General features: G+C 71.8%; 23 protein-coding genes and 1 riboswitch. Of the genes, 15 read left to right on the forward strand and 8 right to left on the reverse strand.

Annotation, left to right across the window (positions count from 1 at the left end; translation table 11 throughout):
* Positions 1–49 precede the first annotated feature (49 nt).
* Positions 50–1,114, forward strand: a complete 1,065-nt coding sequence (thrC, locus tag ACZ7LY_RS03365; protein ID WP_471622794.1) for a threonine synthase — start codon at positions 50–52, stop codon at positions 1,112–1,114.
* A gap of 224 nt (positions 1,115–1,338) precedes the next feature.
* Here the strand turns inward: thrC and pepE are convergent, their stop codons facing one another.
* Together pepE and ACZ7LY_RS03375 are read right to left on the reverse strand one after the other, a co-directional pair.
* Positions 1,339–2,070 (reverse strand): dipeptidase PepE, encoded by a 732-nt coding sequence (gene pepE, locus ACZ7LY_RS03370; protein WP_471622795.1) that lies wholly within the window; start codon positions 2,068–2,070, stop codon positions 1,339–1,341.
* Positions 2,071–2,112: 42 nt separating this feature from the next.
* Entirely contained in the window at positions 2,113–2,931 is an 819-nt protein-coding gene (locus tag ACZ7LY_RS03375) for an IclR family transcriptional regulator (RefSeq protein ID WP_471622796.1), read from the reverse strand.
* Between the two features lie 143 nt (positions 2,932–3,074).
* On the opposite strand from ACZ7LY_RS03375, the gene ACZ7LY_RS03380 reads away from it, so the two are divergent.
* The 7 genes from ACZ7LY_RS03380 to ACZ7LY_RS03410 all read left to right on the forward strand — a co-directional run bounded on the left by ACZ7LY_RS03380 (position 3,075) and on the right by ACZ7LY_RS03410 (position 10,551).
* The gene (locus ACZ7LY_RS03380; RefSeq protein ID WP_471622797.1) at positions 3,075–4,028 is read left to right on the forward strand and encodes a DUF1177 domain-containing protein; all 954 of its coding nucleotides are present in this window, start codon (positions 3,075–3,077) and stop codon (positions 4,026–4,028) included.
* Positions 4,029–4,031: 3 nt separating this feature from the next.
* Positions 4,032–5,396, forward strand: coding sequence for a cytosine permease (locus tag ACZ7LY_RS03385; protein ID WP_471622798.1), 1,365 nt, complete (start codon positions 4,032–4,034; stop codon positions 5,394–5,396).
* Positions 5,393–6,703: a M20/M25/M40 family metallo-hydrolase gene (locus ACZ7LY_RS03390; protein WP_471622799.1), complete on the forward strand. Its 1,311-nt coding sequence runs from the start codon at positions 5,393–5,395 to the stop codon at positions 6,701–6,703. The genes ACZ7LY_RS03385 and ACZ7LY_RS03390 overlap by 4 nt, the downstream gene beginning before the upstream one ends.
* A gap of 34 nt (positions 6,704–6,737) precedes the next feature.
* Entirely contained in the window at positions 6,738–7,397 is a 660-nt protein-coding gene (locus ACZ7LY_RS03395; RefSeq protein ID WP_471622800.1) for a class I SAM-dependent methyltransferase, read from the forward strand.
* 21 nt (positions 7,398–7,418) lie between these two features.
* Entirely contained in the window at positions 7,419–8,465 is a 1,047-nt protein-coding gene (locus ACZ7LY_RS03400; protein ID WP_471622801.1) for an N-acetylmuramoyl-L-alanine amidase, read from the forward strand.
* Between the two features lie 127 nt (positions 8,466–8,592).
* Positions 8,593–9,435 carry a hypothetical protein gene (locus tag ACZ7LY_RS03405; protein ID WP_471622802.1) on the forward strand — a complete coding sequence of 281 codons (843 nt, stop codon included), beginning with the start codon at positions 8,593–8,595 and terminating at the stop codon, positions 9,433–9,435.
* Positions 9,436–9,540: 105 nt separating this feature from the next.
* Positions 9,541–10,551, forward strand: coding sequence for an LLM class F420-dependent oxidoreductase (locus ACZ7LY_RS03410; protein ID WP_471622803.1), 1,011 nt, complete (start codon positions 9,541–9,543; stop codon positions 10,549–10,551).
* On the opposite strand, the gene ACZ7LY_RS03415 is transcribed toward ACZ7LY_RS03410, so the two are convergent.
* A complete protein-coding gene (locus ACZ7LY_RS03415; RefSeq protein ID WP_471623124.1) occupies positions 10,548–11,072 on the reverse strand; it encodes a hypothetical protein in 525 nt (174 codons plus the stop codon). The two genes, ACZ7LY_RS03410 and ACZ7LY_RS03415, sit on opposite strands and share 4 nt — an antisense overlap.
* Before the next feature lie 148 nt (positions 11,073–11,220).
* Here ACZ7LY_RS03415 and ACZ7LY_RS03420 point away from each other — a divergent pair, with 148 nt between their 5' ends.
* Positions 11,221–11,517, forward strand: coding sequence for a hypothetical protein (locus ACZ7LY_RS03420; RefSeq protein ID WP_471622804.1), 297 nt, complete (start codon positions 11,221–11,223; stop codon positions 11,515–11,517).
* 13 nt (positions 11,518–11,530) lie between these two features.
* On the opposite strand, the gene ACZ7LY_RS03425 is transcribed toward ACZ7LY_RS03420, so the two are convergent.
* The 3 genes from ACZ7LY_RS03425 to ACZ7LY_RS03435 are packed head-to-tail and all read right to left on the reverse strand — an operon-like array spanning position 11,531 to position 14,666.
* Positions 11,531–12,604, reverse strand: a complete 1,074-nt coding sequence (locus ACZ7LY_RS03425; RefSeq protein ID WP_471622805.1) for a prenyltransferase — start codon at positions 12,602–12,604, stop codon at positions 11,531–11,533.
* Positions 12,601–13,347: a class I SAM-dependent methyltransferase gene (locus ACZ7LY_RS03430; protein WP_471622806.1), complete on the reverse strand. Its 747-nt coding sequence runs from the start codon at positions 13,345–13,347 to the stop codon at positions 12,601–12,603. Before ACZ7LY_RS03430 ends, ACZ7LY_RS03425 begins: the two co-directional genes overlap by 4 nt.
* Positions 13,341–14,666, reverse strand: a complete 1,326-nt coding sequence (locus ACZ7LY_RS03435; RefSeq protein WP_471622807.1) for a glycosyltransferase family 4 protein — start codon at positions 14,664–14,666, stop codon at positions 13,341–13,343. Before ACZ7LY_RS03435 ends, ACZ7LY_RS03430 begins: the two co-directional genes overlap by 7 nt.
* 174 nt (positions 14,667–14,840) lie before the next feature.
* Between ACZ7LY_RS03435 and ACZ7LY_RS03440 the strand changes: the two genes are divergently transcribed.
* Complete coding sequence (locus ACZ7LY_RS03440) at positions 14,841–15,485, forward strand: TetR family transcriptional regulator (RefSeq protein WP_471622808.1); 645 nt, start codon at positions 14,841–14,843, stop codon at positions 15,483–15,485.
* Between the two features lie 282 nt (positions 15,486–15,767).
* On the opposite strand, the gene ACZ7LY_RS03445 is transcribed toward ACZ7LY_RS03440, so the two are convergent.
* Positions 15,768–15,977, reverse strand: coding sequence for a ferredoxin (locus tag ACZ7LY_RS03445; protein ID WP_471623125.1), 210 nt, complete (start codon positions 15,975–15,977; stop codon positions 15,768–15,770).
* Positions 15,978–16,083: 106 nt separating this feature from the next.
* Positions 16,084–17,541 carry an aldehyde dehydrogenase gene (locus tag ACZ7LY_RS03450; RefSeq protein WP_471622809.1) on the reverse strand — a complete coding sequence of 486 codons (1,458 nt, stop codon included), beginning with the start codon at positions 17,539–17,541 and terminating at the stop codon, positions 16,084–16,086.
* A 223-nt stretch (positions 17,542–17,764) separates the two neighbouring features.
* Here ACZ7LY_RS03450 and ACZ7LY_RS03455 point away from each other — a divergent pair, with 223 nt between their 5' ends.
* The 5 genes from ACZ7LY_RS03455 to ACZ7LY_RS03475 all read left to right on the forward strand — a co-directional run bounded on the left by ACZ7LY_RS03455 (position 17,765) and on the right by ACZ7LY_RS03475 (position 20,948).
* Positions 17,765–18,823: an MBL fold metallo-hydrolase gene (locus ACZ7LY_RS03455; protein WP_471622810.1), complete on the forward strand. Its 1,059-nt coding sequence runs from the start codon at positions 17,765–17,767 to the stop codon at positions 18,821–18,823.
* A gap of 113 nt (positions 18,824–18,936) precedes the next feature.
* Entirely contained in the window at positions 18,937–19,113 is a 177-nt protein-coding gene (locus ACZ7LY_RS03460) for a hypothetical protein (protein WP_471622811.1), read from the forward strand.
* Positions 19,110–19,418, forward strand: coding sequence for a helix-turn-helix domain-containing protein (locus ACZ7LY_RS03465; protein WP_471622812.1), 309 nt, complete (start codon positions 19,110–19,112; stop codon positions 19,416–19,418). Before ACZ7LY_RS03460 ends, ACZ7LY_RS03465 begins: the two co-directional genes overlap by 4 nt.
* Before the next feature lie 107 nt (positions 19,419–19,525).
* Positions 19,526–19,786 (forward strand): hypothetical protein, encoded by a 261-nt coding sequence (locus ACZ7LY_RS03470; protein ID WP_471622813.1) that lies wholly within the window; start codon positions 19,526–19,528, stop codon positions 19,784–19,786.
* Between the two features lie 13 nt (positions 19,787–19,799).
* Positions 19,800–20,948, forward strand: coding sequence for a flotillin family protein (locus ACZ7LY_RS03475; protein ID WP_471622814.1), 1,149 nt, complete (start codon positions 19,800–19,802; stop codon positions 20,946–20,948).
* Between the two features lie 269 nt (positions 20,949–21,217).
* Positions 21,218–21,289, forward strand: a riboswitch (adenosylcobalamin-variant (AdoCbl-variant) riboswitch).
* Positions 21,290–21,348 lie beyond the last annotated feature (59 nt).

A 21,348-nucleotide genomic window follows, 5' to 3' on the forward strand; every position in this document is an offset into this window, starting at 1 on the left:
ATCAACTCGGCCGTACGCCATTCGATGAAACGAATGTTACAGTCCCGCCATGAGTATCTGGCATGGCCTGATGAACAGTGACTATCGGCGTTGGCTGCCGGTCGCCGACGACACCCCCGTGGTGTCGCTGCACGAGGGCAACACCCCCTTGCTCCGCTCGGATCACCTGTCCTCGCTGACAGAGTGTGACGTCTGGCTGAAAGTCGAGGGCGCCAACCCCACCGGGTCGTTCAAGGATCGGGGGATGACCGTGGCCATGAGCAATGCGGCGGGGAAGGGTGCCGAGGCTGCCATTTGCGCCTCGACGGGCAACACGAGCGCTTCGGCAGCCGCCTACGCGGCCCGCGCGGGCATCGCGTGCGCCGTGCTGGTTCCCAAGGGGGCGATCGCGCTGGGCAAGCTCGCCCAGGCCGTGCGGTACGGGGCGGAGATCGTCGAGGTCGCCGGAACCTTCGACGACTGCCTCCGGATCGCCCGCGATCTTGCGAGTCATCATCCCGTCGAGTTGGTCAACTCAGTGAACAACCAATGGCGGCTGGCGGGGCAGAGGACAGTCTCCTACGAAGTCATCGACGCACTGGGAGCTGCGCCGGACATTCACTGTCTGCCGGTGGGCAACGGCGGCAACATCACCGCCACCTGGGGCGGTTATCAGACCTATGCCGACGCCGGCCTCATCCGAAATCTGCCCCAGATCTGGGGATTCCAGGCCGCGGGTGCGGCACCACTCGTCCACGGCACACCTGTCGCTGCGCCCGAAACCCTGGCGAGCGCGATACGCGTCGGGCACCCGGCGACGTGGAACGGCGCCATCAGCGCCCGCGACGAGTCCCATGGTTTGATCTGCGCGGTGACCGACGAACAGATCTTTGACGCCTACCGCGCGGTCGCCCGTCACGACGGGGTCTTCGCCGAGCCCGCCTCGGCCGCCGGTATAGCCGGCGTTCTCGATCGGCACCGCAGAGGAGACCTTGCCCCGGGCCAGACGGTCGTGATCACTCTCAGCGGCAATGGGCTCAAAGACCTCAACGCCTCCATGAGCGACGGCTACACCTCGACCCAGACCTCGGCCTCCACCGCCGACGTGGCCCGCGCGCTACGCCTCACCACCTGAGAGCCGGCCCCCACGCACCCGCAGGTCGCGCCCCGACAGGGGCGCGGGGAACTGCGCGACGTTCAGGCCAGCGGCCCTCACCCGGAGAACCCCCCAGGGGCGCGGGGAACTGCGCGACCAGCCACGACGCAGCCGCAGGTGACCACGCACGGTCGTGCCCCGATAGGGGCGCGGGGAACTGCGCGAACCTCAGCCATAAGCGGGCCGCACGCGGAGCGGAACGCTCAGGGACGGATGTCAAAGCGCGGGGAAGCCGACAAGAGGTCGGAGACATCCGCGCCGGCGGCGAGTTCACGCGGCTCACGCCCCCGCAGGAACAACCGCCCCGGCGCCGCCCCCACCCCGTCCACGACGGCCCCCGCCCCGGCGACCCGCAACCACGCCCCCTCGCGGAGCCCCAGCACAGGCACGTCGTTCTCCTCGAGGAACTCCGTGAGCCGCTCCTCCCGCGTCTCCCCCTTGTGCGTGGAGCCGGGATCGGCGTCCAGATAATGCGGGTTGATCTGGAACGGCACGAGCCCCAGCGCCTCGAACGACGGCGGCTCGACGATCGGCATGTCATTGGTGGTCCGCAGCGTCGGCGCCGCCATGTTCGTCCCGGCGCTGGCCCCCATGTACGGCAGCCCCGCCCGCACCGCCTCCGTCACCGCGCCCCGCAACCCGGTCCGGTACAGCGCGCTGAGCAGCCGGAAGGAGTTGCCCCCGCCGATGAACACCGCGTCGGCGGCCCCGAGTTCGGCCACCGGGTCGGCGCCCTCGTGCACGCCCCGTACCTCGATCCCGGTGCCGTCCAGCGCCCCCCGCACCCGCGCGGTGTAGGCGTCGTGGTCGGCGAGGGCGTACGGGACGAACGCGAGGCGGGCCCGCGCGGGCAGGAAGCCGGTGACGGTGTCGAGGGCGTGCTCCAGGTAACCCCGGCCGTACTGGGTGGAGTTGGAGAGCAGCAGCAGGTTCATGGGACGGGTCACTCCTGACGACGGGCGGTACAGGTAAAAGGGTCAGTCGGCGGCGCGGGCACGCCGGGTGCGCTGCGGCGGGTGGGTGAGGCGCTGCTCCAGGAGGCGGGCGGCGCGGCGCAGCACGTCGAGGCGGTCGCCGGGGCCGTTCGGGAAGCGTTCCTTCGCGGCGCCGAGGCTGAGACTCCCGTACGGCTCGCGTCCGAGGAAGACGGGGACGGCGACCGTGCCGATCCCGGCGTCGTACTCGCCGACCGTCCACGCGTACCCCTGGGCGCGCACGGCGAGGAATTCCCGTTCCAGCTCGTCGGGGTCGGTGACGGTGCGCTCGGTGAAGCGCGCCATGGGCCGGCCCCGGAAGAGGCGGTGGCGCTGCTCGTCGGGGAGGTAGGCGTAGTACGACTTGCTGGTGGCGCCCGCGTGCGCCGGGTACAGCTCGCCGACCAGCGGGTAGTAGCGCAGTGGCCCCTCCTCGCCCTCGACGGCGGCCACGCACCGCATGTGGAAGCTGTCGGGCAGGCAGAACAGGACGGTGTCGCCGGTCGCCGCCCGCAGTTCGTCGAGGACGGGTCCGGCGAGCAGTTCCAGGGAGCCGGAGCGCTCCCAGAGGCGGCCGAGGCGGAGCACGGCGGGCCCGATGCGGTAGCGCCGGGTCGCCGGGTCGGAGACCAGGAAGCCGCGCCCGGCCAGCGTCGAGAGCAGGCGCTGCGCGACGGAGGTGTCCCAGCCGAACTCGGCGGCGACCTCGGTCACGCCCCAGTCGGGCCGGGTCCGCTCGAAGGCCAGCAGCACGAGCAGGGCCCGGTCGACGGTCTGGAGCGCGCCGGCCGGGGTCTTCCGGTCGAGCGGGATCTCCGCCACGCCATCTCACCATCCAGACCTGAATTGCAAATAGCGGGAAACAGTTGCCGACAACGCTAGCGGATCCCGACCCTGCTGTCAGCACCGGTATCGGCTCCGGCGCCGTCGCCCGGCGCGGCCCAGCAGGGAAGAGGGAAACCCGCATGTTGAAGTACGTCCTGGATGTCGTCGACCTGCTCGACGATCCCGACGCCGACGGCAAGCGCGCCGTGGCCTACCTCGACTCCCTCGCGGGTCCCGGCGGCTCGGGCGCGGAGGTCACCACGGTCGAGGGCGAGCGCGGCTCGACCGACTTCGTCCTGGTCCGCGTCCCCGGCGCGAAGGGCCGCTCCCGCGGCGGCGGTGCCCGTACGCTCGGGATCGTCGGCCGGCTCGGCGGGGTCGGCGCGCGCCCGGAGATGACCGGGCTCGTCTCGGACGCGGACGGCGCCGCCGCCGCGCTGGCCGCCGCCGCGAAGCTCCTCGACATGCGCCGCAAGGGCGACGTGCTCGACGGGGACGTGGTGATCGCCACACATATCTGCCCGGACGCGCCGACCGCGCCGCACGATCCGGTGCCGTTCATGGACTCGCCGGTCGACATAGCGACGATGAACCGGCACGAGGTGACCTCCGAGATGGAGGCCGTGCTCTCCATCGACACCACCAAGGGCAACCGCATCATCAACCACAAGGGCCTCGCCCTGTCCCCGACCGTCAAGGAGGGGTGGGTGCTGCGGGTCAGCGAGGAGCTGGGCGAACTGCTCGCGGTCGTCACGGGTGAGCCGTTGGTCACGTACCCGGTGACCACGCAGGACATCACCCCGTACGGTAATGGGGCACACCACATCAATTCGATCCTCCAGCCCGCCACGGCGACGGCCGCGCCGGTCGTGGGGCTCGCGGTGACCTCGGCCGCGGCGGTGCCCGGCTGCCAGACCGGCGCGAGCCACGAGGCCGACATCGCCGCCGCCGCCCGGTTCGCCGTCGAGACCGCGAAGGCGTACGGCGGCGGGCGCCTCGACTTCCACGACGCGGACGAGTTCGACGCCCTCGTGCGCCGGTACGGCTCGCTCGCCCATTTGCAGACCCTCGGCAACGCACCCTCGGAGTCGTGACCCATGGCCACCACCAAGAAGCACGTGGGCAGCGACGACTACGCGCTGTCCAGAGTCCCCGCCGACAAGCGGCTCGGCTTCTGGACGATGCTGCTCCAGTGGCTCGCCCAGTCCGGCTCGATCTCGCAGTTCACGCTCGGCGCGACCATCGGCGTGGGCATGACCTTCGGGAACGCGTTCCTGGCGTTCACGCTCGGCGCGGTCATCCTTGAGGTCGTCATCTTCCTCATCGGCATGGCGGGCATGCGCGAGGGCCTGGCGACGCCGCTGCTGACGCGCTGGGTCGGCTTCGGGCGCAATGGTTCGGCGCTGGTCAGCTTCGTGATCGCGGTCAGCCTCGTCGGCTGGTTCGGCGTGCAGAACACGATCTTCGGCAACAGTGTGTCGTCGCTGGTCGGCGGGCCGTCCTGGCTGTGGTGCATCGCGGCCGGGCTCGCCATCACGGTCCTGGTGATCTTCGGGTTCCGGTACATGGCCGTCTTCGCCAAGATCGTCACCCCGCTGTTCTTCGCCATGGTCGCCTGGTCGGTGATCGACGCGCTGGGCAAGCACTCGCTGAGCGACCTGATCAGCTCGCCGCCGCCCGGCCAGGCCATCCCGCTGTCCGTCGCCGCCACCGCCATCGCGGGCGGCTACATGACGGGCGCGATCGTCGCCCCCGAGATGACCCGCTACAACAAGAAGGGCAGCCACGTCTTCCTGCAGACGGCGTCCTCGATGATCCTCTCCGAGTACATCGTGGGCCTGACCGGCGTGCTCCTCGGCCACATGGTCAAGAGCAGCGAGGTCTCGCACATCGTGCTCTCGACCTCCGGCGTCTTCGGCGTCCTCGTCGTCCTGATGTCCACCGCGAAGATCAACGACTGGAACCTGTACGGGTCCTCGCTCGGCGTCGTCAACTTCTTCCAGGTCGTCTTCGGCAAGCGCCTGCACCGGGGCGCGGTCACCATCGCGCTCGGCGTCGCGGGCACCGCCCTGTCGGCGGTCGGCATCATGACGCACTTCACCGAGTTCCTGTCGGTGCTCGGCGTCGCCATCCCGCCCATCGGCGGCATCATCGTCGCCGAGTACTGGGTGGTGCGCCGGATGCGGGCCCCGCTCGACGCGACCCGCGCGGCCGGCACGCTGCCCGCGACCTCCCCGACCTGGGTGCCGCTCTCCCTCGTGATCTGGGCCGCCGCGTTCTGCGTCGGCAAGTTCTACGACGGCGGCATCCCGGCCCTGAACTCCCTGGCCACCGCGTTCGTCCTGTACACCGTGCTCGGACTGCTCGGCTGGATCAGGACGTACGGCACCACCACCCTGGCCGACGACGGGGACGACGCGCTCCCCGTCGCCGCCGAGCACACCCCCGTAGGAGCGGCATGACCACCCTGGCCACGGAAGAAGCGCAGCGCGAGGCCGTCGAGCTGTGCGCCGATCTGATCCGCTTCGACACCTCCAACCCGACCAGTGACGAGCGGGCCTGCGCCGACTGGGTCGTGGCCCGGCTCGCCGAGGCCGGCATCGGCTCCGAGCTGGTGGAGAGCGCGCCCGGCCGGGCCAACGTCTTCGCCCGGATCGAGGGTGCCGACCGCACGCGCGGCGCGCTCCTCGTCCACGGCCATCTGGACGTCGTGCCCGCCGACGCGGCCGAGTGGCAGGTCCCGCCGTTCTCCGGTGAGATCCGCGACGGCTATCTGTGGGGCCGGGGCGCCATCGACATGAAGGACACGGTGGCGGTCATGCTCGCCACCGCCCGCCACTTCGCCCGTACGGGGACGCGGCCGGCCCGCGATCTCGTGCTCGCGTTCCTCGCGGACGAGGAGGCGGGCGGCAAGTTCGGCGCGCACTGGCTCGTGGAGCACCGGCCCGACCTGTTCGACGGCGTCACCGAGGCCATCGGGGAGGGCGGCGGTTTCTCGTACGCGCTCGACGGCGACCGGCGTCTCTACCCCATCGAGAACGCGCAGCGCGGCATGGCGTGGATGGAGCTGACGGCGAACGGGCGCGCGGGCCACGGCTCCTCGCCCAACGACGAGAACGCGGTCACCGACCTCGCCGAGTCGCTGACCCGCATCGGCCGCCACACGTTCCCGGTCCGGCTGATCGAACCCGTACGGGCGCTGCTTGAGCGGGCCGCCGAACTCCAGGGCGTGGAGCTGGACTTCGAGGCGGAGGACCTGGACGCGGAGCTGGCGAAGCTCGGGCACGTGTCGGACTTCATGCAGGTCGTGCTCCGCAACTCGGCGAACCCCACGATGTTCTCCGCCGGGTACCAGACCAACGTCATCCCGGGGAAGGCGACCGCGCGCGTCGACGGCCGGTTCCTGCCGGGGCACGAGCAGGAGCTGATCGACACGATCGACGCGCTGCTGCTGCCGTCGGTGTCGCGGCGCTGGGTCAACCACGACATCGCCATGGAGACCTCCTTCGACGGCCCGCTGGTCGACGCCATGTGCGCGGCGGTGCGGGCGGAGGACCCGGACGGGCACCCGGTGCCGTACTGCAACCCGGGCGGCACCGACGCGAAGGCGTTCACGAAGCTCGGCATCCGCTGCTTCGGGTTCAAGGGGCTCAAGCTCCCCGCCGACCTGGACTACGGGCGCCTGTTCCACGGCGTGGACGAGCGGGTGCCGCTGGAGGGGCTGAAGTTCGGGGTGCGGGTGATGACCCGGCTGTGGCAGGGCTGCTGAGCGGGGGCGCTCCGGCGTACGGCAGCATGTGGGCATGACCACCACAAGCCGGACGCCGGACGCCGCCACGCTCGCCGCCTTCGAGAGCGCGAAGGGCTTCATGCCGCGCGGCGAGGGCCTCGCCCTGTACGCCGCCGCCGTCGAGGCGGCGGCGCTCGGTCTGCCGCTCCTTGAGGTCGGCACGTACTGCGGGCGCTCGACGATCCTGCTCGCGGACGCGGCGCGCGGCGCCGGGGTGAGCGCCCTGACCGTGGACCATCACCGGGGCAGCGAGGAGCAGCAGCCGGGCTGGGAGTTCCACGACCCGGAGACCGTCGACCCGGTCGTCGGCCTGATGGACACCCTGCCGGCCTTCCGGCGGACGCTGCACGCGGTCGGCCTGGAAGACCACGTGGTGGCGCTCGTGGGGAAGTCGCCCCAGGTGGCGAAGGTGTGGGGCGGGCCGCTCGGGCTCGTCTTCATCGACGGCGGGCACACCGACGAGCACGCGAACGCGGATTACGAGGGCTGGGCGCCGCATGTCGCGGACGGCGGGCTGCTCGTCATCCACGACGTGTTCCCCGTCAAGCACGACGAGTGGACGGGCCAGGCGCCGTACCGCGTGTATCTGCGGGCACTCGCGTCCGGCGCGTTCACCGAGGTCTCACAGTGCGACTCGCTGCGCGTCCTGCGCCGAACCGGCCCGGGGATCTGACACCGCGGTTAAGGTCGATGCGTGTCGTACGTAGGACCGGACCCGGACGAATTCGACGAGTACTACCGAGGCGGCCCGCCCGAGCGGCGGCGCCGGTTCGGTGGCAGGCCGGTGCTGCTCACCGTCGCGGCCCTCGTGCCGACCGCGCTGGCGGGCTGGCTGCTGTGGCAGGTGGTGAGCGGGCCCGGCGAGAGCGAGCCGCCCCGCGTGCTGCCCGCGCCCGGCCAGTCCTCCACCGCATCGCCCGCCGGTTCGGTGCCCTCGGGCGCCGGGGGCCGGTCGAGCCCCGCGCCCTCGGCGAAGTCCTCGGCGCCCGCGTCGGCGCCGGCGTCCCCCTCGGCCGCGCGCTCCGCGACCGGGGCGCCCTCGCGTCCGGCGGGCGGGCCGCTGTCGGGGCCGCTCAAGGGCAAGGTCGTCGTCATCGACCCGGGTCACAATCCGGGGAACTTTCGGCACCCGGCCGATATCAATCGCACCGTGAACGTGGGCAACGGCTCGAAGGCGTGCGACACGACGGGCACCTCGACCAACGCGGGATACACGGAGGCGCAGTTCACGCTGGACGTCGCCCGCCGCATCCGTACGGTGCTCCAACAGCAGGGTGCGACCGTGTGGTTGACGCAGGACGGGGACCGGGCGTGGGGGCCGTGCGTGGACGAGCGGGCCCGCATCGGCAACCGGTACAAGGCGGACGCGGTGGTCTCCGTGCACGCGGACGGCTCGGCGCAGGGAAACCGCGGCTTCCATGTGATCCTTCCCGCATCCGTGCACGCGGGCATCGCGGACACCCGGGCGATCGTCGGCCCCTCGCGGGCGCTCGGCGAGCGGCTCGCGGGGAAGTTCGTGCAGGTCACGGGCGAGCCCGCGTCGAATTACGTGGGCCGGGGCACGGGCCTCGACGTCCGCTCCGACCTCGGCGGGCTGAACCTGTCGAAGGTGCCCAAGGTGTTCATCGAATGCGGCAACATGAGGGACTCGCAGGACGCGGCCCGGCTGACCTCGGGCACGTGGCGGCAGAAGGCGGCACAGGGCATCTCGGCGGGAATCGTGAGTTTCCTGCGCGGGTAGGGGCACCCTGCGGATCTCGGCAGACACCCCTGTCGGGCGGGCGATAGGGTCCTTCCTACGATGAGGGGCCACCCCCGTGCTTGGCGCCGCCTCCCTTGATGACGAGACGACTGACGAAGGACCTGAAGTGAATATCCGCTCCCTCACTAGAGGCGACGGCGTGGTGATCGGTGCAGCGGTGTTGCTGTTCATCGCCTCGTTCCTCGACCTCTTCGACGACAAGGGCACCAGCTACGAGATGCCCAACGCCTGGGGCAGCGGCCCGCTGCTGATGAGCGTGGTGCTCTCGGGGATCATCGGCGCCGTCCTCATCGTCGTGGCGCGCGGTCTGCCGCAGCCGCTCAAGGTGGCCGGGCTCGACCTCGGGCAGTTCGGCGTCGCCGCGACCGTCTTCGCGGCCTGGGGCGCCCTGGGCAACATCTTCGACCCGGCCGGCGGCTCGAACAACGTGGGCGGCGGCTCGGGCGGCCCGGACAACGGCGTCGGCTCGATCCTCATGCTGATCGCCACCCTGGTCATGGCCGCCGCGGCGGTCGCCACCCCGCTCGTCCCGGCCCTCAAGGCGCCGCTCCTCGGCACCCCCGGCCCCAAGCAGCCGCAGCCGTACGGCGGCCAGCCGCAGGGCGGCTACGGCTACCCGGGCGCGCAGCAGCAGGGCCAGCCCTACGGCGGTCAGCCGGGCGCGGGCCAGCCGTACGGGCAGCAGCCGCACGCGCAGCAGGCCGCCGCTCCGGCGCCGCAGCAGGGCTCGCAGGGCGGTCAGCCGGCCGCCGACTTCTCGCCGTTCTGGTTCGCGGTGCCGGTGCCGCGTCCGCTGTACGCGGAGGACGGTTCGCCGGCGCCGATCGCGGAACTGGCGCCGGGTACCTGGTACTTGGCCGTCGAGCAGCGCGGCCCCGGCCTGATCGCCCAGACGCAGGACGGGCGCCGCGGCGTCCTCCAGGACACCTCGGGCATCCAGCGCGGCTGACCCGCGCGGCCCGCGTCGAAGGCCCTCCGCCCGTCTTCCGGGTGGGGGGCCTTTCGCGTACAGTCCGCCGATAACTGATGGCCCGTCAGGTATCGGAGGCGTGGCATGCGGCTCGGACTCGCACTCGGCTACTGGGGGCGCGGCCCCGACCCCGGGCACCTGGAACTCGTACGCGAGGCCGAGGCGTTGGGGTACGACTCGGTGTGGACGGCGGAGTCCTGGGGCAGCGACGCGTTCACCCCGCTGACCTGGTTCGCCGCGCACACCTCCCGCATCCGGCTCGGCACGGCCGTCGCGCAGATGGCGGCCCGCTCCCCCACGACGACCGCGATGCACGCGCTGACCCTGGACCACCTCTCGGGCGGGCGCGTCCTGCTCGGGCTCGGCCTGTCGGGGCCGCAGGTCGTGGAGGGCTGGTACGGGCGCCCCTTCCCCCGCTCACCGCTGACCGCGACCCGCGAGTACGTGGACGTGGTGCGGCAGGTGCTGCGGCGCGCGGGGCCCGTCGAGGTGGACGGCGCCTTCCACGCGCACCCGTACCGGGGCGCCGACGGCACCGGGCTCGGCAAGCCGCTCAAGCCCATCACGCACCCGCTCCGCGCCGACCTGCCCGTCCTGCTGGGCGCCGAGGGCCCGAAGAACATCGCGCAGACCGCGCGCATCGCGGACGGCTGGCTGCCGCTGTACTGGTCGCCGGAGCGCGCGGACGTCTACACGCCGTCCCTGACCGGGGCGCCCGAGGGCTTCATGGTCGCGCCGATGGCCCGCGCGAAGGTCTGCGCCGACGTCGCCGAGGGCCTGCTCCCGGTCAAGGCGATGCTCGGCTTCTACATCGGCGGCATGGGCCACGCCACCCGTAACTTCCACGCCGACCTGATGGCCCGCATGGGGTACGCGGCCGAGGCCCGCCGCGTCCAGGAGCTGTTCGCCGCCGGGCGCCGGGAGGAGGCGGTGGGCGCGGTGCCGGACGCGTTCGCCGACGAGATCTCCCTCGTCGGCCCGCGCGCCCGGATCGCGGAGCGCCTGGAGCGCTGGCGGGCGGGCCCGGTGACGGACCTGCTGCTCCTGTCCCCGGACCCGCTGACCCTGCGTACGCTGGCGGAGCTGAACGCCTAGGAGCCCTTGGTGAGTTGGGAGGTGGAGGGGACTTTGTCGGTGACCTCGGCGCCCGCGTCCTTGCCCGCGTTCTTGACGTTCTTGATGATGTCGTCGAAGTTCCCGGCGACCGAGTCCACGCCGTCGCCCTTGCGCAGCTTGCCGGGCAGGCCCTTGAGCGACTCGATGCCGGCGGCGAGCGGGGCGACCGCCTTGGAGAGCGTCGGGTCGCCCTGCGCGTTCTTCACCGCCGCCTTGAGCCGGTTGTACGTGAACGCGCCCGCGAGGCCCGCCTTGACGAGCCCGAACTTGCGGCCGTCGGCGCCGGACTTGAACGTGCCCGCGCGCCACGGCTTGACGATCCACTGGTAGGTGGCGCCCGCGGCGAGGCCCGCGTTGGCCACGAACCGGGTCTTGGCGAGCTTCTGCCGCTCGGCCGTGCTCGTCGCACTGGCCGACGAGGAGGAGGCGGAGTTCTTGTCGTCCTTGCAGGCGGTGGCCCCGGCGACCAAGGTGCCGCACAGCAGCACGGCGACGAACATGCGGCGCAGGGGCAGGGCGGAGCTGAGCACCTGGGTTACCTCCGGGGGTGGGCTGTCCTGTGCCGCAGCCTCACCCGCGCCCGCCGGGGCCGCCACCGGGGCGCCGCCGTACGGGTTTGCGGGCATCGGCGCGGGCAACACGGAGAGCATGTCTCCGAACCGGCACTACAGAGGCACCAACGAAGCCGCCCGTGTCGTCGTGATCGTCGCTGACGTCCTGGCCTTCATCCTCGGCCTCTGGATCCTCATGTACCTGTTGGACGCGAACCGGGGCAACGACCTGGTGCAGTTCGTCCACGACGCGGCGAGCTGGCTGGCCGGCTGGTCGCACGACCTGTTCACCTTCGACGAGGCGTGGGCGCGGGTGGTCGCCGGCTACGGCCTGGCCGCGATCGTCTACCTGTTCGTCGGCCACGCCGTGGCCAACCGGCTGCGCCGCTACTGACCCTCCCGCGAGGTCAGCCGCAGCAGTCGGGCTCCACCCCGTACGGCAGCAGCTCGCCGCCGAACACCGAGCAGGTGGCCTCGTCGCCGCCGAGCGCGGCCACGGCGAGCAGCACGGACCCCGCCGTCCACGTGGTCAGCTCCGCGGGCCACACCGCGCGGTCCTCGAAGACGTAGCCCGTCCAGTACAGGCCGCTGTCCTCGTCGCGCAGGTGCTGGATGTCCTGGAGGACGGTGAGCGCCCGGTCGGACTCGCCGCTCGCCCACAGCGCGAGCGCGAGTTCGGCGCTCTCGCCGCCGGTGACCCACGGGTTGGGCACGACACAGCGCACGCCGAGGCCGGGCACGACGAAGGTGTCCCAGCGCTCCTCGATACGGGCCTTGGCCTCGGCGCCGCGCAGGGCGCCGCCGAGCACGGGGTAGTACCAGTCCATGGAGTAGCGGTTCTTGTCGAGGAACCGCTCGGGGTGGCGGCGGATGGCGTGCCGCAGCGCGCCGAGCGCCAACTCCCAGTCGGGCTGGGCCTCTTCGCGCTGCTCGGCGATGGCGAGGGCGCAGCGCAGCGCGTGGTGGATGGACGAACTGCCTGTCAGGAGCGCGTCGTCGACGGGCGTGCCGTCCGCCTCGCGCTTCCAGCCGATCTGCCCGCCGGGCTGCTGGAGCCGCAGCACGAACTCGACGGCGGCGCGCACGGTGGGCCAGATGCGGTCCAGGAAGGCGTCGTCGCCGGTGGACAGGTAGTGGTGCCAGGCGCCGACGGCTATGTAGGCGACGAAGTTGGTCTCGCGGCCGTGGTCGGTGACCTGGTGGGGGTCGCCGTCCTGGTAGGCGGCGTACCAGGAGCCGTCGTCGTTCTGGTGGCGGGCGAGCCAGTCGTAGGCGCGCTCGGCGGCGGCGTGCTCCCCGGCGACGTCGAGGGCCATGGCGGCCTCGGTGTGGTCCCACGGGTCGAGGTGGTGGCCGCGGAACCAGGGCAGGGCGCCGTCGGGACGCTGGACGTCGAGCAGTCCGCGTACCGTACGAGCCGCCTGATCGGCCGTCAGGACGCCGTCCAGGGTGAGGAGTTCGGTCCGCTCGGGGGTGCTCACGCGGTGTCCTCGCCGGCGGTGCCGGCCGGCAGGTGCGGCTTGGTGGCGTAGGCGACGAAGCTCTTGCCGACGACCGGGTTGAGCAGTTGCTCGGCGACGCGGGTCAGGGCGGGCTTCTTCATGATGTCCCACACCAGCAGCTTGTGGTACGCCTTCACGGGCAGCGCCTTGTCGTTGTCGACGCCGAACGCGCACTTGAGCCACCAGTACGGGGAGTGCAGGGCGTGCGCGTGGTGCGTGCCGTACGGCTTGAGGCCGGCCTCGCGCATCTTGGCGAGGAGTTCGTCGGCCTTGTAGATGCGGATGTGGCCGCCCTCGACCTCGTGGTACTCGTCGGACAGCGCCCAGCAGACCTTCTCGGGGCCGTAGCGCGGCACGGTGACGGCGATGCGGCCGCCGGGCTTGAGGACGCGGACCATCTCGGCGAGGACGCCCTTGTCGTCGGGGATGTGCTCCATGACCTCGCTGATGATGACGACGTCGAACGAGGCGTCGGGGAACGGCAGGTTGAGCGCGTCGCCCTCCATGGCGGTGGCGGTGGCGCCCGCCGGGGCCTCGCCCGCCTCCTTCATCGCGGCGAACCACTTGGCGACCTCGCGGATCTCCTCGCCGTTCTGGTCGAGCGCGACGACCTGGGCCCCGCGCCGGTAGCACTCGAAGGCGTGCCGTCCGGCCCCGCACCCGAGATCGAGGACGCGGTCGCCCGCGGCGAGCGGGAAACGGGTGAAGTCGACGGTCAGCACGTGGCCCTGCTTTCCTGGGGGGTCGTCGTTGGCGTTCGTACGGAGATGCCGCGGGCGGCGTCGATGGCTTCCCGGTACAGCTCGGCGGTGCCCTGCGCGGCCCGCGCCCAGGTGAAGCGGTCCAGGACGCGGGCGCGTCCGGCGGCGCCGAGCCGGGCGCGCAGCGGCGCGTCGCCGAGCAGGCGGGTGAGGGCGGCGGCGAGGGCTCCGGGGTCGCCGGTGGGCACCGCGAGGCAGGTCTCGCCGTCGGGGCCCGCGACCTCGGGGATGGCGCCGCCCGTGGTGGCGACCAGCGGGGTGCCGGTGGCCATGGCCTCGGCGGCGGGCAGCGAGAAACCCTCGTACAGCGACGGTACGCAGGCGATCTGGGCGGAGCGGACGAGGTCCACGAGTTCCTGGTCGGTGATGCCCTTGACGAACTCGACGGCGCCTTCGAGCCCGTACCGCTCGATCGCCTGGGCGACCGGCCCCTCGGCGGGGCGCTTGCCGACGACGACGAGGTGGGCGGCGGGCTGTTCGGCGCGGACCTTGGCGAGCGCCTCCACGAGGAAGACCAGGCCCTTGAGGGGGACGTCGGCGCTGGAGGTGGTGACGATGCGGCCCGGGACCTCGGGCACGGCCGGGTCGGGCGAGAAGAGGTCGGTGTCGGCGCCGATGTGGACCACGCGGATGCGGTCGCGGCGCACGCCGAGGTGCTGGACTATCTCCTCGCGCGAGGTGCCGGAGACGGTGAGCACGGACGGCAGGCGGCGCGCGACCCGCTTCTGCATACGGGTGAACGCGTACCAGCGGCGCACCGACAGGCGCCGCTTGAGGTTCTCGGCGGCGTCCAGCTCCAGCTGCCGGTCCACGGTGATGGGGTGGTGCACGGTCGTCACGAGCGGGGCGCCGAGGGAGCCGGGGCCGCCGAGCAGTCCGTAGCCGAGGGTCTGGTTGTCGTGGACGACGTCGAAGTCGCCGCGCCGGGCGCGCAGATGGCGGCGGGCGCGCAGCGAGAACGTGAGCGGTTCGGGGAAGCCGCCGGTCCACATCGTGCCGACCTCGACGGCGTCGATCCAGTCCCGGTACTCGTCGCGCTTCGGCGTGCGGAACGGATCGGGGCTGCGGTACAGGTCGAGGCTCGGCAGCTCGGTCAGGCTCAGGCCGGCCAGGTCCTCGCCCGCGTCGAGCACGGGGTAGGGCTGGGAGCCGATCACCTCGACGCGGTGGCCGAGGCGGGCGAGTTCACGCGAGAGGTGCCGGACGTAGACGCCCTGGCCGCCGCAGAACGGGTTGCCCTTGTATGTGAGGAGAGCGATGCGCAACGACTCCGCGGTCACTCCAGGCCACCCTTCTCCCTGCTTGCCCGTGGACACTACTTGGGGCGCTAATCTAGAACAAGTTTCAGACTTGATCGTTCAATGAGCATCGAATCTACCGGCAGGTAGCCAGGCTGTGACCGGCGGATCGGGTGATTCACGCCACGGCCGGCGACGGGACACGGAAGCGGACAGATGACAGCTCCGGACGCGAGGAACACCGCCCCCGGCGCCCCCGCCCTCACCGAGCGGCAGGAGGCCAGGCGCCGGCGCATCCTGCACGCCAGCGCGCAGCTCGCGGCGCGGGGCGGGTTCGACGCCGTGCAGATGCGGGAGGTCGCCGAGTCCTCCCAGGTCGCCCTCGGCACGCTGTACCGGTACTTCCCGAGCAAGGTGCATCTGCTCGTCGCCACCATGCAGGATCAGCTCCAGCACATGCACACCACCGTCCGTAAGCGGCCTCCTTCCTCGGGGGCGGCGTCCGCGCGGGTCGCGGAGACCTTGATGCGGGCCTTTCGGGCGCTTCAGCGGGAGCCTCATCTCGCTGACGCGATGGTGCGGGCGCTCACGTTCGCCGACCGGAGTGTGTCGCCGGAGGTGGATCAGGTGTCCCGGCAGACGACGGCGATCATCCTGGACGCGATGGAGTTGGACGATCCGTCTCCTTCTCAGCTGTCCGCGGTGCGGGTGATCGAGCACACGTGGCATTCGGCGCTGATCACGTGGCTCTCCGGGCGGGCCTCGATCGCCCAGGTCAAGATCGACCTGGAAACAGCCTGCCGCCTCCTGGACGACCCCCCTCCGGGAAACGAGCGCGCTGCCGCTGAGAACGGGCGCTGAGAAGCAGGCGCTGAACTCAGCCCCCTAAGGGGCGCGGGGAACTGCGCGAGAAGCCCCACCGGGGCTGCACCCGACGCACAACGATCACGCACCCGGCGCTGGGAGCCGCCTTGCCCACCCTGCCGCCCCAGGCGGCAGACTGCCCAAGGCGGCGGGGCGCCGAAGAGGTGCCGGTGCTGGCAGCCCCGTAAGGGGCGCGGGGAACTGCGCGACCGGCCACGACGCACCCCGCGCCGAGGAACGGCGATCACACATCCGGTACCCCCAGCAGGCCCCCGCCTCCTATTCCTCCGGAGGGAAAACGACCTCCCCCGTTCCGACCAGCGTCAGCGCGATCGCCTCGACGGGACACCCCTCAGCCGCCCCCAAAACCCCCTCCCCCGCATCGACGACCCCGTCCACCGCCCGCGACTGCCGCGCCGAGTCCAGCCGGAACACCCCCGGCGCCTGACTCACGCACATCCCCGACCCGATGCACACCCCCCGATCGATCTCGACCCGCCACCGATCCCCCGCACCCGACTCCCCCGTACCCGCGTCACCCGGGGCCCCGTCCCCCGTACCCCCGTCACTCGAAGTCCCGTCGCTCATGCCCCCGTCACCCTTCCCAGCCGGCCGGCAGATGGATCATCTTGTGTTCGAGGTACGCCCCGAACCCCTCGGGCCCGAACTCCCGCCCGAGGCCGCTGTTCTTGTAGCCGCCGAACGGCCCGAGCATGTCGAGGCTGAACGTGTTCACGTTGTACGTCCCCGTCCGCACCCGCCGCGCGATGTCGATCCCGTGCGCGACGTCGGCGGTCCAGACGCTGCCGCTGAGCCCGTACTCGGAGTCGTTGGCGATGTCGACGGCCTCGGCCTCGTCCCCGTACGGGATGAGGCAGATGACGGGCCCGAAGATCTCCTCGCGGGCGACTCGCATGCCGTTGTGGACGTCGCCGAAGAGGGTCGGTTCGACGTACCAGCCCTGTTCGAGGCCGGCCGGGACGCCGCCGCCGGTGAGGACCTTGGCGCCCTCGTCCTGGCCGACCCGGATGTAGTCGAGGCTGCGCTGCTGCTGGCGGCGGGCGACGAGCGGCCCGACCTGGGTGGCGGGGTCGAGCGGGTCGCCGACGACGAGCGCGGCGGCGGCCTCGGTGAACGCCTCGGCGAACTCGTCGTAGCGCGAGCGCGGCAGCAGGATGCGGGTCTGGGCGACGCACGCCTGCCCGTTGTTCATCCAGGCGGCGGGCACGACCCCGGCGACGGTGGCGTCGAGGTCCGCGTCGGGCAACACGACAGCCGCCGACTTCCCGCCCAACTCCAGAGTGACGCGCGTGAGGTGACGGGACGCCACTTCCATGACGCGCTTGCCGGCGGCGACCGAGCCGGTGAAGGAGACCTTGTCGATGCCGGGGTGCCCGACGAGGTACTCGCTGACCTCGCGGTCGGCGGGCAGGATCGACAGGACGCCCTCGGGCAGCCCGGCCTCGCGGGCGATCTCGCCGAGGAGGTACGCGTCGAGCGGCGACTCGGGCGAGGGTTTGAGGACGACCGTGCAGCCGGCGAGGAGCGCGGGGGCGAGCTTGGCGGCGGCGACGAACTGGGGCACGTTCCACGGGACGACGGCGGCGACGACCCCGACCGGCTCGCGCCGTACGAGCAGTCTGCCGAGGGCGCCGTCGCGGGTCTGCTCGTACGGGAAGTCGCGGGCGACGCTGATGGCGCTGTCCCAGACCATCATCGCGCCGAGCGCCTGGGCGAGCACGGACCAGGAGTAGGGGGAGCCGTTCTGCCGGGAGATGGTGCGGGCGATCTCCTCGTGGCGGGCGGCGAGCGCGTCCTTGATCCGGGTGACGACGGCGATGCGCTCGTCGAGGCTCGTGCGGGGCCAGGGGCCGGAGTCGAAGGCGCGGCGGGCGGCGGCGACGGCCCGGTCGACGTCGGCGGGCGCGGCGTGCGGCACGCGGCCGAAGACCTCGCCGGTGTGCGGGGAGACGACCTCGATGACGTCCTTGCCGAGGGGGTCGGTCAACTCCCCGCCGATGAACAGCTGTCCGTGTTCCACGAGCTCGGTCATGGCGACTTCCGCTTCCGTGATCTCTGACGGTATCTGACGGTGCATCAGAACTGATACCAGTTCCACCAAGGATGCGGAAGGGTGAGGCCACGCCCGGAGCCGGTTCGCCGGGGCGACTACTGAAACAAGTTCTACAACTTCCATTACAGTGGCCGCAGTTCGACGCGGCAAGAGTCCCGACAGCAGGCGACGGCATCCCTTGGCGGCGGAGAGGCGGCCCCCGATGACACAGGCGAGCCAGGCGACGCAGGTGAGCGAGCACGGCGGGGGCGTGCACAGCATCCGCGTACCGATCCCGGACAACCCGCTCGGGTACACGCTGGTGTATCTCCTGGACACCGACGCCGGGCCGGTCCTCGTGGACACCGGCTGGGACGACCCGCACTCCTGGGACACGCTCGTGGACGGGCTCACGCGCTGCGGTACGAGCGTCTCGGAGCTGACCGGCGTCCTGATCACCCATCACCACCCGGACCACCACGGCCTGTCGGCGAAGGTGCGCGAGGCGTCCGGCGCGTGGATCGCCATACACGAGGCGGACGCGGCGATCGTGCGCCGCACCCGGCAGAACGAACCGGCCCGCTGGTACGCGTACATGGCCGCCAAACTCGCCGCCGCCGGCGCCCCCGACGACCATGTCGCGCCGCTGCTCGCCGCCCGCGACTCGGGCCGCCCGCGCCGCCTGCCCGGCCTCGACCCGGCGCTCCCGGACCGCGCGATCACCCCCGGCGACCTGCTCGACCTGCCCGGCCGCAGACTCCGCGCGATCTGGACCCCGGGCCACACCCCGGGCCACGTCTGCCTCCACCTGGAGGAAGAGCACCCGGCGCAACTCGCGGGCCCGGGACGCCTGTTCAGCGGCGACCACCTGCTCCCCGGCATCAGCCCGCACATCGGTCTCTACGAGGACCCGGACGACGCCACCGTCACCGACCCGCTCGGCGACTACCTCGACTCCCTGGAGCGCGTCGGCCGCCTCGCCCCCGCCGAGGTGCTGCCCGCGCACCAGCACCCGTTCACCGACGCCCCGGCCCGCGTCCGCGCACTGCTCGCCCACCACGAGGACCGCCTGCGGGGCCTCCTCGCCCTCCTGACCGTCCCCCTCACGCCCTGGCAGGTCGCCGAACGCATGGAGTGGAACCGCCCCTGGTCCGACATCCCCTACGGCTCCCGCAACATCGCGGTCTCCGAAGCCGAGGCCCACCTCCGCCGCCTGGTCAAACAGGGCCGAGCGGAGCCCGTCCCGGGCACGGACCCGATGACGTACGTGGCGACGGACTGACAGGACCGGTCACGCACGTACGCCGGCAGGGACGAGCGCGGCCCGCGTCGGCGAGGGTGAGCGTGGCCTCGTTCTGGTGAATCGTGCGGGAACTTCGGGTCGGGTGTTGGCGGGTGACGTACTGGCTCGCGCCGGGACGCAGGGCTGTCCTGCTGACCGCCTTCCGCAAGACCAGGATGCGCGAGACGGGCGAAGTGGCCCGCGCTCAGCGGGTCCGCAAAGTGTGCGAGGCGGAGCACCCGCCGACGGGCGAGCACGACGTCTACAGTGGGCCCGAGGAGGACCGATGAGCAGCGGATATCACACCAGCTGGGACGTCCCGAGCGAGCACCGGGAGAGCGACGAGTACCGCGCTGCCGGGCGCCGGATGGACTTCGCCCAGGCCGTCCACGAGCGACGGAGCGAGCTGGGCTGGAGCACCGCCGAACTGGCCGAGCGCGCTCGCCTGGACGAAGGCGTCATCGAGGCCATCGAGGAGAGCGGGGTCGACCCCACCATCGAGCTCATCGAAGCGCTCGCCGCCGCGCTGGAGGCCGGCGCGCACATCGACCCGCGTCGCAGCCCCGAGTTCCGTTTCGAAGGGCACGCGGCCTGACCGGTAGCCGCTCTTTGCCGTGTGTGGATGGTCGGGGGGTGGGGGCGGGCGTAGGGTCTGGGCTCTCAGGAGCTCATGGAGCTGGAACGACAAGGGGGACGCCGCCGGTGGCGCCGGACGAGGCTGTGGTCGGGTGTACGGGGAGACTGGTCGTCGCCACACGTGGGGTGGACGGCCCGGGCGAGGTCCTGGTGCGGGTGCGGGGCGGTACGGAGACGTTTCTGGCGTACTCCGATGAGCCGCTGGAGCGGGGTGCGGGCGTGCTCGTGACCGAGTCGCTCGGCAGCCGCCGCGTCCAGGTCATCGCCTGGCACGATCCTCTGCTCGACCCGCCGGCCGGTTCCGGTGACGGTGGCGGCGTCGGCTAAGGAGACGTCAAGGATGTTCGGATATCGCGTTCCCGCGCCCGACGAGGCGATGCTGATCTCGGGTGGCAGGCGGGGACTTGGGGGAGCGCCGTTCCGTGTCGTCACCGGGCACGGGAAGTTCGTCCTGCCCATCTTCCGCAAGACCCGGTTCCTGTCGCTGGCGATGATGGAGGCCGAGGTCGTCGAGAAGTGCGTGACCCGGCAGGGCATCGCGCTGACCGTGCGGGCCGTCATCGCGTTCAAGGTCGGCAACGACCACGAGTCCATCGTCAACGCCGGTCAGCGCTTCCTCTCCGACCAGGAGCAGATGTCCGTGCTCACCGGGCGGATCTTCGCCGGGCACCTGCGGTCCATCATCGGCTCGATGACCGTCGAGGAGATCGTCACCGAGCGGCAGAAGCTGGCGACCGAGGTCCTCGACACGTCCAAGGCCGAGATGGCGAAGATCGGGCTGCACGTCGACTCGCTCCAGATCCAGTCCATCGACGACGGCGACACCGGGTACATCGAGGCGATGTCGCGTCCGCACAAGGCCAACATCCAGCGGGCCGCGCAGGTCGCGCAGGCCGCGGCCACGCAGGCGTCCGCGGAGGCGGAGCAGGCGGCGGCGCGCAAGCAGGCGGAGTTCGCGCGGCAGACGGCCATCGTGCGGGCCGAGTACGACGCCGAGGTGGACCGGGCCAAGGCGAAGGCGGAGCAGGCGGGGCCGTTGGCGCTGGCGCACGCGCAGCAGGAGGTGCTGGAGGCGCAGACCGAGCTGGCGCTCAAGCAGGCGGAGTTGCGGGAGAAGCAGCTCATCGCGGAGGTCGTGAAGCCGGCGCAGGCCGATGCGGAGCGCATCCGCGTGTTGGCGCTTGCGGAGGCTGAGCGGATGAAGATCCAGGCGGAGGCGGCGGCGTCGTACGACCGGGTCGCGCTGGACCGGATGGTGATCGATCAGTTGCCGCAGATCGTGAAGGAGGCGGCCGGGGGGTTGGCCGGGGCGAATGTCAATGTCTTGAACGGGGCGGATGGGCTCGGGGAGATCGCGGCGGGGCTTGTCGGGCAGGGGCTGACGATTCTCGACTCCGTCCGCAAGAATCTCGGGTCTCCGGCGTCCGCCGAGGTCGAGCGGTTTGGGGGTACCCCGGGCAGGAACGACGGCCCCGTCGACATCGGGTGACCCCACGCCTTTGATCGGGCGGGTGTGAGGCGCGGGCCCGTCGAGACCGGCCCCCGAGCCCTTTACGGGGCTGGCCTCAGCGCCAACACCCAGCCTCTCCGGCGATTGAGGAGCGGGGGCTGGGGCAGCGCCCCAGAGTGCCGGGTGCGTCGTGGCTGAGCGCGCAGTTCCCCGCGCCCCTTACGGGGCTGATCTCAGCGTCCACCCTCAGCGGCAGCGCGCCCGCGATCGCTCCTCCCGGCGAGGGTAGAGTAGGGGGGTCGTTATCAGGGCGACGGTGGGGAAGCCGGTGGGATTCCGGCGCTGACCCGCAACCGTAGAGCCGGACTGCCACCCCGCCCCGAGATCGGCTCAGGACCGTCGAGGCATACGGAGCCGGAGCCGCCCGGTGCCGAGAAGG

The organism is Streptomyces sp. NPDC107550, from assembly GCF_055639095.1.